Genomic DNA, 11868 nt, shown 5'->3' with positions numbered 1-11868 from the left:
GCCGCGCCCGGACCGCACCGCCGCGCGGGCCGTGCTGGCCGGCCGGATCGCCACCTGGCTCACCGTGCTCGCCGCCGCCGTGCACCTGGGCGCCGTGGTCACCCGGGGCCTCGCCGCCGACCGGATGCCCTGGGGCAACATGTACGAGTTCGTGCTGACCGGCACCTGGATCGGTGTGGCGGCCTGGCTCGTGGTGCTCTGGAAGCAGCCGTGGCTGCGCCGGCTCGGGCTGTTCCTGACGCTGGTCATGGTGCTGCTGCTGGCCTTCGCCGAGCTGAAGCTCTACGTGCCGATCGAGCCGCTGATGCCGGCGCTGCAGTCGTGGTGGTTCATCATCCACGTCTCGACGATCATCTTCGCCTCGGGCATCTTCCTGCTGGGCGTGGTGCCCGCCGCCGCGTACCTGATGCGGTCCGGCTGGGAGCAGGGGCGGCGCAGCTTCCCGTACACCCTGGCCCGCCGCCTCCCGGAGGCGGCCGGGCTGGAGCGGCTGACCTTCATGCTGCACGCCTTCTCGTTCCCGATCTTCACCTTCGCGGTGATCGCGGGGGCGATCTGGGCCGAGGCGGCCTGGGGTCGCGCCTGGGGCTGGGACCCGAAGGAGACCTGGGCGTTCATCTCCTGGGTGGTGTACGCGGGCTACCTGCACGCCCGGGCCACGCCGAGCGTGAAGCGCAACGTGGCGACCTGGATCTCCATCGTGGGCTTCCTGACCGTGATGATGAACCTGTTCGGCGTGAACTTCTTCTTCACCGGTCTGCACTCGTACGCCGGGGTGTAGTGACCGGGCGCGCGCTCAGCACCTCGTCCACCCGGCGCGTGATCTGGTAGGCCACCTCGGGCAGGTCGGCCAGTTCGAGGCGGTCCGCCCGCAGCGCGAACTGGGCGTGCAGTTCGCGGGCCACCGCGTCGCGGATCTCGGCCTGGAGCGGGCTGAGGCCGTCGGGGTCACCCACCACGTATGCGTCGTCCATCCGTCGATGATGAACCGCCGCCGGCGACCCTGTCAGTGACGAAGTCATCCGCCGAACCAGCCGGGGACGTCGAGGCGGAACACGTCGGCGGGGACCATCCGGCGCAGGTCGTCCTCGATGGCGGCGACCCGGTCCGCGCCGAGTGTGGCCGCCCAGCGGTCGCGTAACTCGTCGAAGACCTCAGCCGAGCGGTGCAGCCCGTCGCGGCCTTTCGCCGTCGTCCGGACCAGCTTGCGGCGGGCGTCGGCGGGGTCGTCCACGCGTTCCAGGTAGCCGAGCGCGACCAGCCGGTCCACCGTCTTGCCCGCTGCCTGCTTGGAGACGCCGAGGCGTTGCCCGAGGTCGGAGGCGGTGGTGCCGGCCGGGCCGACGGCCTGGAGGACGAAGCCGTGGGCGGGGCGCAGCTCGGGGTGCCCCTGGCGGGCCAGTTCGGCGTGCAGGTCGTCGACGAGCGTACGGAAACCGGCGAGCAGGAGCAGCGGCAGCGCGAACCCGGGGCGGTCAGGCGTTGCCATGTTCGACAACCACGTTTACTATTTCGTCAACCACGTTGACCATCTTACGAGAGGGGTCCTGTCATGTCCCGCTTCACCGCGTACGAGCCGGACACCGCGCCCGCCGCCGCCCGCCCGGTCATGACCGGAGTACGCCGCTCGCTGGGCCACCTACCCGCCGCCGTGAGCCTGATGGCCGGCTCGCCCGAACTGCTCACGGGCTTCCTCGCCGCCAACGCCGCGTTCGAGGCCACCGACCTGGACCCGGTCGCCCGGGAGGTGGTCGTGCTGACCGTCGCCACCCGCAACGGCTGCCACCTCTGCGTGGCCATGCACACCGCGACGCTGGTCCGGCACGGCGCCGCGCCCGAGCTGATCGAGGCGCTGCGGACCGGCTCGACGCTGCCCGATTCCCGGCTGGAGGCGCTGCGCCGCTTCACCGTCGCCGTGCTCGACCACCGGGGCGGTGTCCCCGACGCCGACCTGGACGCGCTGCTCGACGCCGGATGGCAGCCCCGGCACGCGCTGGACGTGGTGCTCGGCGTCGGCACGTACACGATCTCCACGTTCGCCAACCGGCTCACCGAGGCGCCGCTCGACGAGCCGCTGGCCGCGTACGCCTGGACGCCCGCCGCCAGTTGACCGGGGGCGCGCCCGGCCCGAGGAAGGGAGTGCGGGAGGATGGGGGCATGGCGGCTCGCTTTCCGTACACCGATCTGAAGGATTTCCTCGCGGCGCTGGAGCGTGCGGGCGAGCTGCGGCGGGTGAGCGCGCCGGTCGACCCCACGCTGGAGATCAGCGAGATCGTCACCCGCACCGTCCGGGCCGGCGGGCCCGCGCTGCTGTTCGAGCGGCCCACCCGGGGTGAGATGCCGGTGGCGATCAATCTGTTCGGCACCGAGAAGCGGATGGCGATGGCGCTCGGGGTGGAACACCTCGACGAGATCGGCGAGCGCATCGGCGACATGCTCAAGCCGGAGCTGCCGCAGGGCTTCTCCGGGATGATGGGCGGCCTGGGCAAGGTCATGCAGCTCAAGTCGATGCCGCCGAAGAAGGTCAAGACCGCGCCCTGCCAGCAGGTGGTCTACCGGGGCGACGACGTCGACCTGAACCGGCTGCCCGGGTTGCAGGTGTGGCCCGGCGACGGCGGAATCTTCCACAACTTCGGGCTGACCCACACCAAGCACCCGGAGACCGGCAAGCGCAACCTCGGGCTCTACCGGCTCCAGCAGCACTCGCACAACACCATCGGCATGCACTGGCAGATCCACAAGAACTCCACCGCGCACCACGCGGTCGCCGAGCGGCTCGGCCAGCGGCTGCCGGTGGCGATCGCGATCGGCGCCGACCCGGTGGTGGCGTACTCGGCCAGCGCGCCGCTGCCCGCCGACATCGACGAGTACCTGTTCGCCGGGTTCCTCGCCGGTGAGCGGGTCGAGATGGTGGACTGCCTGACCGTCCCGTTGCAGGTCCCGGCGCACGCGCAGATCGTGCTGGAGGGCTACATCGAGCCGGGCGAGCGCCTGCCCGAGGGTCCGTTCGGCGACCACACCGGCTTCTACACGCCGGTCGAGCCGTTCCCGGTCATGCACATCGAGTGCATGACCATGCAGCGCGACCCGGTCTACCACTCGATCGTCACGTCCCAGCCGCCGCAGGAGGACCACGGCCTCGGCAAGGCCACCGAGCGGATCTTCGCGCCGCTGCTGCGCTTCCTGATCCCGGACATCGTCGACTACGACCTGCCCGCCGCCGGTGTCTTCCACAACTGCGCGATCGTGTCGATCCGCAAGCGCTACCCGAAGCACGCGCAGAAGGTCATGAACGCGATCTGGGGCGCGCACATGATGTCGCTGACCAAGCTGATCGTGATCGTCGACGAGGACTGCGACGTGCACGACTACAACGAGGTCGCGTTCCGCGCCTTCGGCAACGTCGACTACGCCCGCGACCTGATGGTCACCGAGGGGCCGGTGGACCACCTCGACCACGCCTCGTACCAGCAGTTCTGGGGCGGCAAGGCGGGCATCGACGCGACCCGCAAGCTGCCCGAGGAGGGCTACAGCCGGGGCTGGCCGGAGGAGATGCGCATGTCGCCCGAGGTGGTCTCGCTCGTCGACAAGCGCTGGAAGGAATACGGGATCCGATGACGGCGGCAGTACAGGAACGACCCGGCCGGGTCTCGTCCTTCCTCAAGCTCGTCGCCATCGAGCACTCGGTCTTCGCGCTTCCGTTCGCGTACCTGTCGGCGCTGACCGCCATGCAGCTCAACGGCGGCCGGGTGGATTGGCTCGACCTGCTGCTGATCACCGTGGCGATGGTCGGCGCGCGGACGTTCGCCATGGCCGCGAACCGGATCCTGGACCGGCGGATCGACGCGCGGAACCCGCGTACCGCGAACCGGGAACTGGTCACCGGCGCGGTGAGCGTGCGGACGGCCTGGACCGGCGCGGCGGTCGCGCTCGTGGTGTTCCTGGCCGCCGCCGCCCTGCTCAACCCGCTCTGCCTGGTGCTCGCGCCGCTCGCCGTGGTGCCGCTCGTGGTCTACCCGTACGGCAAGCGGTTCACCAACTGGCCGCACGCCATCCTCGCGGTGGCGCAGGCGGTCGGCCCGGTCGGCGCCTGGCTGGCCGTCACCGGCACGCTCGACGGCTCCGGCCCGGCGTGGCTGCTCGGCGCCGCCGTCGGCCTGTGGATCGGCGGCTTCGACCTGATCTACGCCTGCCAGGACTCGGAGATCGACCGGGAGATCGGCGTGCACAGCGTCCCCGCCCGGTACGGCCGGCGCTTCGCGCTGCACGCCTCCACTGTCGCGCACGTGGTGACGTTCGCGCTGTTCATCTGGTTCGGCGCGTGGGTCGGCTTCGGCTGGCTGTGGTGGATCGGGCTGGCGCTCACCGCTGTGGCCTTCGCCTACCAGCACATGGTGGTCAGTCCCACCGACCTGAGCAAGGTCAACCGGGCGTTCTTCACCGCGAACGGCTTCGTCGGCATCGCGTTGTTCGTCCTCGCGCTGCTCGACCTGGTGATCCGGCTCGGCCTGCGGCCGTAGCGGCGACGCCGGGCACCGGCTCAGGACGCCGCGGCGACCGGGTAGCGGGCGCTCTCCAGCGTCCAGTCGACGGTGCCGCGCACGGCGGCGGCCAGCCCGTCGAGGTGGATCGCGACGGCCTCGTCGAGCGTCGGGCCGAACGACGGCGCCGCCGCCAGGAGTGCCGCGAAGCGGTCCATCTCGGCCCGCCAGTGCCCGGCCACCAGGTCGACCGCCGCCGGCAGCGGCACGCCCCGCTCGGCGGCCGTCGCCAGCACCAGGTTGTGCCCGCCGCCGGTGGCCCGGTCGCGCTCCAGCGAGGCGATGTCGTTGAACCAGGAGAGCAGGTCGTTGGCGAGGCCGGCGAGCCGCCGCAGCGCCGGATGGTGGTAGACCGCGTCGGGCAGCGGACGCCCGGATGCGAACTCGATCAGCGGGTACGACACGTACGCCGCCGACGTGGCCCGGCGCAGCCGCACGTACTCGGCGACGCCCGGTGGGCGGCCGGACGTGGTGGCGGTGGCCTCCCGGTGGACCCCGTCGAGGTGGTCGGCGACCGCGTCGGCGAAGCGCAGCCGCCACCGGGCCGGCATCCGGCGGCGGGGTTCCCGCCACGCCTGCACCAGCAGCCGCCGCAGTGGGCCGGAGAAGCCCGGGTGGCGGGCGCGCGGACCCTCGCGCAGCAGGGCGAGCGCACCGTCGCGTAGCGCGCGGATCTGCGGCGGGGTCAGCCCGTCCCGCCCGTCGCAGGCGTCGTCGACGAGGAAGAACCAGGTGAACAGTGCGGTCAGCACCCGCAGGTCGGGCTCGGTGGCGTCCGGGTAGAGGCGGCCCGCGTACCGGGCGAAGCCGGCCCGCGCCAGCCGTCGCCGGGTCACCGGGTCAGCCGGCAGGCCGAGCCGGTCGACCTGCTCCACCAGCCAGCCCTGCACGTCGTCGGCGTACGGGGAGAGGCGGGGCGGGATGGGGCAGCCGGAGCGGAGCGCCCGCAGCACCGCCGCCGTCATCACCGGCCCTTCCGTGGACGTCGATCGCCGATCGAAGAATTTCATGCCGTGGGATGTTCCGTGAACCCACTGGACATCCCGGACGGGCCGACCGAACGGGGGTCGACGCCCGCCGCCCGCGGCGACCAGGCACGCTTGGGGCATGCGCGAACCATGGGTGGTGGGTGTCTCCGGCGCGTCCGGGACGCCGTACGCGGCGGCTGTCGTCCGGGGACTGCTCGACGCCGGTCAGGCGGTGGACCTGATCGTCTCCCGGGCGGCCCGGCTGACAGTGCTGGACGAGACCGGCCGGCCCTTCCGGGACGCGCACTGGACCGAGGACCTGGCCGCCTGGCTCGACCGCGACCTCACCGGCGCGGACCTGCGGCACTGGCCCGCAGGTGACCTGGCCGCCGGCCCGAGCAGCGGCTCCTACCCGGTACGCGGCATGGCGGTGGTGCCGGCCAGCACCGCCGCGTGCGCGGGCATCGCGATCGGGTTGTCGAAGGACCTGCTCCAGCGTGCCGCCGAGGTGAACCTCAAGGAGCGCCGCCCGGTCGTCGTGGTGCCCCGGGAGACGCCGGTGACCCGTAGTCACCTGGAACATCTCATCGCGCTGCACGACGCGGGCGCGGTGGTGCTGCCGGCCAGTCCGGGCTTCTACGGCGCCGGGGCGTCGGCGTCCGCCGGGCAGCTCGTGGACTTCGTGGCCGGGAAGGTGCTCGACGCGCTCGGTGTCGAGCACACACTGTTCCGGCGGTGGTCCGGCGAACTGGCCGCCGGTCGCCGGGAGGCGGACCCGCGCTGACGGACCCGCTGGGCGACGTCCGGGGCGCGGCCCTCGGCCGGACCGCGCCCCGCACGTTCAGTACATGCCGGCGTTCGCCGGTCCGGGGCCGGTGGAAGCGGTCGGGCCCATGTTGCGGGCCTTGCCCATGTCCTCCGCCTCGTCCAGCATGCCCTCCCCCTCGAGCAGGGCCCGCACCTCGGATTCCCGAAACCGGCGGTGCCCTCCTGGAGTCCGGATACTGCCGATCCGGCCGGCCGCTGCCCATCTGGTCACGGTCTTCGGGTCCACCCGAAACAGCGCAGCGACCTCACCCGGTGTCAGCAGGCGATCTCCAGTGTCCACAGCCCCCTCCTCGCGTCGACGAAGCCCCCGGCTGAACACACTGCCCCCGGCCGGTGCGAGCCCAGAGCCGTCATGAGGGACGTATGGCAATTACAGCACCGGCTACCGGACGTGTCCGCCAAACGCGAAAAACGCACACACTGGGAAGGATAGGAAATGGTACCGGCGGAGAACCCCCGTGATCGTACGTTTGTGAAGGGCCGGTGCACCGGTACCGACAGTGTTCGGTGGCCGCCGAGCGGATAGGGTCACTCTCCGTGGACACGATCGACCTGAGCCTCGTGGAGTTGTTGCGGGGCAACGCCCGTCTGTCGTACGCCGAGCTGGCCCGTCAGGTCGGCCTCTCCGCCCCGGCCGTGCACGAGCGGGTCGGCAAGCTGGAGTCCAGCGGCGTGATCCGGGCGTACCGGGCCGAGGTCGAGCCGGAGTCGATCGGGCTGGGCGTCACCGCGCTCATCGGCATCATCGAGGACTCCGACGCCGACACCGACGACGTGCTGGAGGCGTTCCGGCGCATCCCCGAGATCGAGTCCTGCTACTTCATGGCCGGCGTCGAGTCCTTCCTGCTCAAGGCGCGAGTCGGCACGATCGCCGAGCTGGAGCAGCTGATCGTCCGGCTGAACCGGACTGCTGGTGTGGCGTCCACCCGTACCAGCATCGCCCTGTCGACCAAGTGGGAGAACCGCCCGCAGCCGCTGGAACCGCCCACCGCCTGACGCCTCTGGCCCCGGGGCGGGGGTTGCGGTTACCGTGCGCCGATGACGAGCTCGGAGCGCGGTGCCGCAGTGGTGACAGGTGCGGCCGGTGGGCTGGGACGGGCGATCGCCGCCGCGCTGCACGCCGACGGGTGGAACGTGCTGCTCACCGACGTCGACGCCGGGGCCGTGTCGGCCGCCGCCGCGCCGCTGGGCGGCTGGTCGCGCGCCCTCGACGTACGCGACGAATCCGCCTGCGCGGACGTCGCCGCCGAGGCGGCGGCCGCGCCCGGCGGCCTCGGGCTCTGGGTGAACAACGCGGGCATCCTGGTCACCGGGCCGTCCTGGGCGCACGACGCCCCGGCCCGGTGCGCGGTGGTCGAGGTCAACGCGCTCGGCGCGATGAACGGCACGCTCGCCGCCGTCGCGGTGATGCGCGAACAGGGCCGCGGCCACGTACTGAACGTCGTCTCGCTGGCCGGGCTGATCGCCGCACCGGGCGAGACGGTGTACGCGGCCAGCAAGCACGCCCTGCTCGCGTTCAGCCTCGGCACCCTGAGCGACCTGCGGATGGCCGGCGTCCGGGGCGTACACGTGTCGTGCCTGTGCCCGGACGGCATCTGGACGCCGATGCTGCACGACAAGCTGGACGACCCGGGAGCGCTGGCGTCCTTCACCGGCTCGCTGCTCACGCCGGAGCGGGTGGCCGCGCGGGCCGCCCGGCTGGCCCGGCGGCCCCGGCCGGTGGTCAGCCTGCCGCGCTGGCGCGGCGCCCAGGTACGGCTCCTGGACGCCTTCCCCCGGCTCGCTCTGGCCCTCACGCCGGTGATCCGGGCCACCGGCCGGGCCGGTCAGCGGCGGCAGGCCCGCCGGGTCCGGGAGAACCCGAGCCCACCTCGCTTGTAACGTTGCCGGCGTGACTCACTTCGACAGGTGCGACGAGGCCAGCCGGCGCTGGGTGACCGAGGCGATCGCCACTGTCGAGGCGGACGCCAACCGCTCCGCCGACACCCACCTGCTGCCGTTCCCGCTGCCCCGGGAGTGGGGGATCGACCTCTACCTCAAGGACGAGTCGGTGCACCCCACCGGCTCGCTGAAGCACCGGCTCGCCCGGTCGCTGTTCCTCTACGGCCTCTGCAACGGCTGGATCGGCCCGGACACCACGATCGTCGAGGCGTCGTCCGGTTCGACGGCGGTCTCCGAGGCGTACTTCGCCCGGATGCTCGGGCTGCCGTTCATCGCCGTCATGCCCGCCTCCACGTCGCCGGAGAAGATCGCCCAGATCGAGTTCCAGGGCGGGCGCTGCCACCTGGTGGACGACCCGTCGAAGGTCGTGGTGGAGGCGCGCTGGCTCGCCGAGGACAGCGGCGGCCGCTTCATGGACCAGTTCACCTACGCCGAGCGGGCCACCGACTGGCGGGGCAACAACAACATCGCCGAGTCGATCTACGCCCAGCTCGCGCTGGAACGGCACCCGGTGCCCGCCTGGATCGTGGTCGGCGCCGGCACCGGCGGCACCAGCGCCACCATCGGCCGCTACGCCCGCTATCGGCGGCTGCCCACCAAGCTCTGCGTGGTGGACCCGGAGAACTCCGCGTTCTACCCCGCCTGGCAGGCCGGCGACTGGTCGGTCCGCACCGACCGCGGCTCCCGGATCGAGGGCATCGGGCGGCCCACCGTCGAGGCGTCCTTCCTGCCCAGCGTGGTGGACCGGATGGTGCAGGTGCCGGATGCCGCGTCGCTCGCCGCCATGCGGGCCGGCTCGGCCGTGCTCGGCCGCCGTGTGGGCGGCTCCACCGGCACCAACCTGTGGGGCGCGTTCGGGCTGATCGCGCAGATGCGCGCGGCCGGGCGTACCGGCTCGGTGGTCACGCTGATCTGCGATCCGGGCGACAGGTACGTCGACACCTACTACTCCGACGAGTGGGTGGCCGCGCAGGGCCTCGACCTCGCCCCGCACCTCGCCACCATCGACCGGTTCCTGACCGACGGCACCTGGCCGACCGCCTGAGCCGGGCCCCGGCCGATCAGAGCGGGTCGACCCGCTCGGCCAGCCCCGGGTAGCGCACCACGAAGCCCTCCGGGTCGACCTCCAGGTCGGCGGTGAACGTGCCGCTCGCGTACCGGACCCGGCCCGGACCCAGCGAGGTGTAGACCTGCTCGGCGGGCACCACGGCCAGGCCGGGCAGCAGCACCCACGCCACGTTCACGGCCGTGGCCAGGTCGGCGGGCAGCCGCCCCAGCCCGATCCGGCGGATCGGCAACGTGTTCGTCAGCGGGGAACCGCCCAGGTCCACGTCGAGCGCCTCGGCCAGCCGGCCCGGGTCGTCGGTACCCGGCAGGCCCGCCGGTGGGTGGCCCGCCGCGCTCAGCGCCGCGTCCAGGTCACCCTCCTCGCCGGTACGCACGCGCCACCCGTCCCGGCCCCGCTCCAGGCGTACGCTCCGCGACCAGCCGGCGCCCTCGGACTCGACCTCCAACCGGTTCGTCGACCAGTCCGGGCCGACGGTCAGGCGATACCGGCACGTGTACGGGATCGGATCCACGGCGAGCGCCACACCCTGCGCGGTCAGCCCCGGACCGTCGTCGAGCACGACGTGCTCGGAGCCGGCGGTGTCGGTCCGGGCCCAGAAGAGCGACTTCGGCATGGTCCGGACGTTACGCGACCCGGCCGTCGGCGGCAGCGGATGCGCGAACGCCGCCGCGAGCTGGGGCGTTGCTGACTACCCCTGCTCGTCGCCCTCGGTGGGGCGGGGCGGCCGGTTGTGGCGGGCCCACTCGTCCACCTCGTCCGCGTCCCAGACGTTCATGCCGATCAGTCGGGCGAGCGGCTCGGGGAACCCGGGGCGGCGGGTGATCTGCAGGACCCGCTGACGCGATACGCCGAACAAGGCGGCCAGCTCGCCGGGCCCGTACAGGCGTGGTCGTCTCCCCCGCCGAAGGGAGTCAGGAGACGCACTGGTCATGCCTCTCCGGGCTACTCGTCGTCGTCCGCCGGCCGGGGCGGCCGGTGCTCTCGGATGTACCGCTCGACGTCCCGCTTCAACCAGACCGCGCCGACCGACAGCTCTTGATACGGCGCGGGGAATGCGGGGTGCCGCCGGATCTCGCGGAACCTCGACCTGCCCACGCCGAGCATCTTCAAGATCTCACCGGCCGCGACAAGTTCGCCCGGTCCCGTCTCCTTGGTCACGACTTCGAAGGTAGGAGCGGGCGGACCCGACCATGGTTACGCGAACAAATGACCACACCTATGTGGGCCCGTCAACATTGACAGGGGGGCAAGTGAGCGATCTGATGGATCAGGCCCCCCGCCCGGTGGCGAGTTCGCGGCGGACGGGGGTGCCACCTGGACGCCGAACCTTGCAGGAGGCCCCGAGTGACCCAGCGCCACGCTCCGCTGAAACCCCTCTGGGTCTGTACGGCAGACCTGCTCAACTGGCCGTGCGAGAACGCCAAGGCCGAGTTGGTCGCTGACTACGAGCACGACCGACGCCACCTCGCCGTCGATCTGGCCGCCCTGATGCGGCAGGCAACCGATGACCTGACCCGGCTCTACTCCGAGCCGCCGGACCCCGCCGAGATGCACATCCGGTTCCTGGGCTGGCTGCGGTCGGTGCGCAATGTCTGACCCGATCGGCACTGGGCTGCTGCTGGCCGCCGTCATCGCCCAGGCGTTCGGCTGCTGGGTCGCCTGGTCGTGGGGCCGGTCCGCTCGGCGCAGCCTCCGGCAGACCATCGACAAGACCATCCCGACGCCACCGCCCGACTGGCGGCCTCGCCATCGCCTGTCGCTGTGGAATGAGCCGACCCGGCGGTATCCCGTTCTCACACCGCGCAGCTAGAACCGGGAGCCGACATCACCACAGACGCACCGCCGCCGCCGAGCGGATGCTCGGCGGCGGCGGTGGGTGGGCTCAGATCAGTGGGTACGTGCCGGCGGGCGCCCGCCGAAGCCGCGCCTGTCGTCCCGGCCCCGCCCTTCGGCCCGGAAACCGCCGGCCCGGCGCTCGGCCGGACGCGCGTCGCCCCGGTCACCGAAACGCCGCTCGGCGTGCGGGCGGTCGTCCTGGCGCCGGTCGCCGAAGCCGCGCGAGCCGCCCGGCCGGTCGTCGTACCGCCGCTCGTCGCGGTCGTACCCGCGTCCGGCCGCCGGCTGCTGCCGGTCGCCGTACGGCCGGTCGGCCCGCTCGCCGAAGCGCCGGTCGTCGCCGCGCTGGCCGCCGAAGCGCTGGCCGCGGTCGTCGGACCGCTGCTCGCCGAAGCTCCGGCCGTCGGACCGCCGGTCGCCGAAGCTCCGGTCGTCGCGACGCTCCGGCCGGCCGAAGCGGCGCTCGCCGCCGCCGGACCGCTCGCCCGAGTAGCGCTCACCCGCCGGCCGGTCGCCGAACCGGCGGTCACCGCCACGGTCCGCGAACCGGTCACCGGACCGCTCGCCCGCGGGCCGGTCGCCGAAGCGGCGCTCGCCACGGTCGGAGAAGCCGCCCCGGCCGCCCCGGTCGAAGCCCCGGCCGTCGCGGTCGCCGAAGCGGCGCGAGCCGCCGCCGCGTCGCGGC

At 72.7% G+C, this 11868-nt stretch carries 17 protein-coding genes and 1 pseudogene; 10 read left to right on the top strand and 8 right to left on the bottom strand.

Going from position 1 to position 11868, the window contains the following annotated elements; all coding sequences use genetic code 11:
* A partial coding sequence (gene ccsB, locus AC2CHG_RS26020; RefSeq protein WP_484525773.1) for a c-type cytochrome biogenesis protein CcsB occupies nt 1–781 on the top strand: 781 nt, incomplete at its 5' end.
* Here ccsB and AC2CHG_RS26015 read toward each other — a convergent pair.
* Both AC2CHG_RS26015 and AC2CHG_RS26010 read right to left on the bottom strand, forming a co-directional pair.
* Complete coding sequence (locus tag AC2CHG_RS26015; protein ID WP_262015601.1) at nt 750–974, bottom strand: hypothetical protein; 225 nt, start codon at nt 972–974, stop codon at nt 750–752. The two genes, ccsB and AC2CHG_RS26015, sit on opposite strands and share 32 nt — an antisense overlap.
* A gap of 44 nt (nt 975–1018) precedes the next feature.
* Nucleotides 1019–1489: a MarR family winged helix-turn-helix transcriptional regulator gene (locus tag AC2CHG_RS26010; RefSeq protein WP_262015600.1), complete on the bottom strand. Its 471-nt coding sequence runs from the start codon at nt 1487–1489 to the stop codon at nt 1019–1021.
* 63 nt (nt 1490–1552) lie between these two features.
* Between AC2CHG_RS26010 and AC2CHG_RS26005 the strand changes: the two genes are divergently transcribed.
* The 3 genes from AC2CHG_RS26005 to mqnP are packed head-to-tail and all read left to right on the top strand — an operon-like array spanning nt 1553 to nt 4520.
* Nucleotides 1553–2110, top strand: coding sequence for a carboxymuconolactone decarboxylase family protein (locus AC2CHG_RS26005; RefSeq protein ID WP_355511333.1), 558 nt, complete (start codon nt 1553–1555; stop codon nt 2108–2110).
* A 47-nt stretch (nt 2111–2157) separates the two neighbouring features.
* Complete coding sequence (locus tag AC2CHG_RS26000) at nt 2158–3618, top strand: menaquinone biosynthesis decarboxylase (protein WP_194802076.1); 1461 nt, start codon at nt 2158–2160, stop codon at nt 3616–3618.
* Entirely contained in the window at nt 3594–4520 is a 927-nt protein-coding gene (gene mqnP, locus AC2CHG_RS25995) for a menaquinone biosynthesis prenyltransferase MqnP (RefSeq protein WP_463840149.1), read from the top strand. Before AC2CHG_RS26000 ends, mqnP begins: the two co-directional genes overlap by 25 nt.
* Before the next feature lie 20 nt (nt 4521–4540).
* On the opposite strand, the gene AC2CHG_RS25990 is transcribed toward mqnP, so the two are convergent.
* Nucleotides 4541–5551, bottom strand: coding sequence for a terpene synthase family protein (locus AC2CHG_RS25990; protein WP_410054957.1), 1011 nt, complete (start codon nt 5549–5551; stop codon nt 4541–4543).
* Between the two features lie 97 nt (nt 5552–5648).
* On the opposite strand from AC2CHG_RS25990, the gene AC2CHG_RS25985 reads away from it, so the two are divergent.
* A complete protein-coding gene (locus AC2CHG_RS25985) occupies nt 5649–6293 on the top strand; it encodes a UbiX family flavin prenyltransferase (protein WP_355511329.1) in 645 nt (214 codons plus the stop codon).
* A 57-nt stretch (nt 6294–6350) separates the two neighbouring features.
* Here AC2CHG_RS25985 and AC2CHG_RS25980 read toward each other — a convergent pair whose 3' ends face one another.
* Nucleotides 6351–6617 (bottom strand): BldC family transcriptional regulator, encoded by a 267-nt coding sequence (locus AC2CHG_RS25980; protein WP_013473529.1) that lies wholly within the window; start codon nt 6615–6617, stop codon nt 6351–6353.
* Nucleotides 6618–6874: 257 nt separating this feature from the next.
* Here AC2CHG_RS25980 and AC2CHG_RS25975 point away from each other — a divergent pair, with 257 nt between their 5' ends.
* The 3 genes from AC2CHG_RS25975 to cds1 are packed head-to-tail and all read left to right on the top strand — an operon-like array spanning nt 6875 to nt 9323.
* Nucleotides 6875–7333 (top strand): Lrp/AsnC family transcriptional regulator, encoded by a 459-nt coding sequence (locus tag AC2CHG_RS25975; protein ID WP_030500728.1) that lies wholly within the window; start codon nt 6875–6877, stop codon nt 7331–7333.
* 42 nt (nt 7334–7375) lie between these two features.
* Nucleotides 7376–8218, top strand: coding sequence for an SDR family NAD(P)-dependent oxidoreductase (locus tag AC2CHG_RS25970; protein WP_484525772.1), 843 nt, complete (start codon nt 7376–7378; stop codon nt 8216–8218).
* A 10-nt stretch (nt 8219–8228) separates the two neighbouring features.
* On the top strand, nt 8229–9323 hold the full coding sequence (gene cds1, locus AC2CHG_RS25965) for an L-cysteine desulfhydrase Cds1 (protein WP_262015595.1): 1095 nt from the start codon (nt 8229–8231) through the stop codon (nt 9321–9323).
* Nucleotides 9324–9339: 16 nt separating this feature from the next.
* Here cds1 and AC2CHG_RS25960 read toward each other — a convergent pair whose 3' ends face one another.
* The 3 genes from AC2CHG_RS25960 to AC2CHG_RS25950 form a co-directional block, all read right to left on the bottom strand.
* Nucleotides 9340–9960, bottom strand: a complete 621-nt coding sequence (locus AC2CHG_RS25960; RefSeq protein WP_355511326.1) for a putative glycolipid-binding domain-containing protein — start codon at nt 9958–9960, stop codon at nt 9340–9342.
* Nucleotides 9961–10035: 75 nt separating this feature from the next.
* Nucleotides 10036–10203, bottom strand: coding sequence for a DNA-binding protein (locus AC2CHG_RS25955; protein WP_355511324.1), 168 nt, complete (start codon nt 10201–10203; stop codon nt 10036–10038).
* An 86-nt stretch (nt 10204–10289) separates the two neighbouring features.
* The gene (locus tag AC2CHG_RS25950; protein ID WP_036311366.1) at nt 10290–10505 is read right to left on the bottom strand and encodes a helix-turn-helix transcriptional regulator; all 216 of its coding nucleotides are present in this window, start codon (nt 10503–10505) and stop codon (nt 10290–10292) included.
* Between the two features lie 186 nt (nt 10506–10691).
* Between AC2CHG_RS25950 and AC2CHG_RS25945 the strand changes: the two genes are divergently transcribed.
* Both AC2CHG_RS25945 and AC2CHG_RS25940 read left to right on the top strand, forming a co-directional pair.
* Nucleotides 10692–10943 carry a flavin reductase gene (locus AC2CHG_RS25945; RefSeq protein WP_091414371.1) on the top strand — a complete coding sequence of 84 codons (252 nt, stop codon included), beginning with the start codon at nt 10692–10694 and terminating at the stop codon, nt 10941–10943.
* On the top strand, nt 10936–11157 hold the full coding sequence (locus AC2CHG_RS25940) for a hypothetical protein (RefSeq protein ID WP_355511321.1): 222 nt from the start codon (nt 10936–10938) through the stop codon (nt 11155–11157). Before AC2CHG_RS25945 ends, AC2CHG_RS25940 begins: the two co-directional genes overlap by 8 nt.
* A 77-nt stretch (nt 11158–11234) precedes the next feature.
* Here AC2CHG_RS25940 and AC2CHG_RS25935 read toward each other — a convergent pair.
* Nucleotides 11235–11868 (bottom strand): annotated as a pseudogene (locus tag AC2CHG_RS25935) (DEAD/DEAH box helicase); the annotation flags it as partial.

This window comes from Micromonospora sp. ATLC20 (assembly GCF_057196585.1).
This window is presented reverse-complemented; position numbering and strand designations above follow the sequence as displayed.

Excerpts from the sequence above, each read along its gene's own strand:
- AC2CHG_RS25985 (WP_355511329.1), top strand. The coding sequence starts at position 5,649 with ATGCGCGAACCATGGGTGGTGGGTGTCTCCGGCGCGTCCGGGACGCCG.
- AC2CHG_RS25940 (WP_355511321.1), top strand. The coding sequence starts at position 10,936 with ATGTCTGACCCGATCGGCACTGGGCTGCTGCTGGCCGCCGTCATCGCC.
- AC2CHG_RS26015 (WP_262015601.1), bottom strand. The coding sequence starts at position 974 with ATGGACGACGCATACGTGGTGGGTGACCCCGACGGCCTCAGCCCGCTC.
- AC2CHG_RS26010 (WP_262015600.1), bottom strand. The coding sequence starts at position 1,489 with ATGGCAACGCCTGACCGCCCCGGGTTCGCGCTGCCGCTGCTCCTGCTC.
- AC2CHG_RS25990 (WP_410054957.1), bottom strand. The coding sequence starts at position 5,551 with ATGAAATTCTTCGATCGGCGATCGACGTCCACGGAAGGGCCGGTGATG.
- AC2CHG_RS25960 (WP_355511326.1), bottom strand. The coding sequence starts at position 9,960 with ATGCCGAAGTCGCTCTTCTGGGCCCGGACCGACACCGCCGGCTCCGAG.
- AC2CHG_RS26000 (WP_194802076.1), top strand. The coding sequence starts at position 2,158 with ATGGCGGCTCGCTTTCCGTACACCGATCTGAAGGATTTCCTCGCGGCG.
- AC2CHG_RS25970 (WP_484525772.1), top strand. The coding sequence starts at position 7,376 with ATGACGAGCTCGGAGCGCGGTGCCGCAGTGGTGACAGGTGCGGCCGGT.
- AC2CHG_RS26005 (WP_355511333.1), top strand. The coding sequence starts at position 1,553 with ATGTCCCGCTTCACCGCGTACGAGCCGGACACCGCGCCCGCCGCCGCC.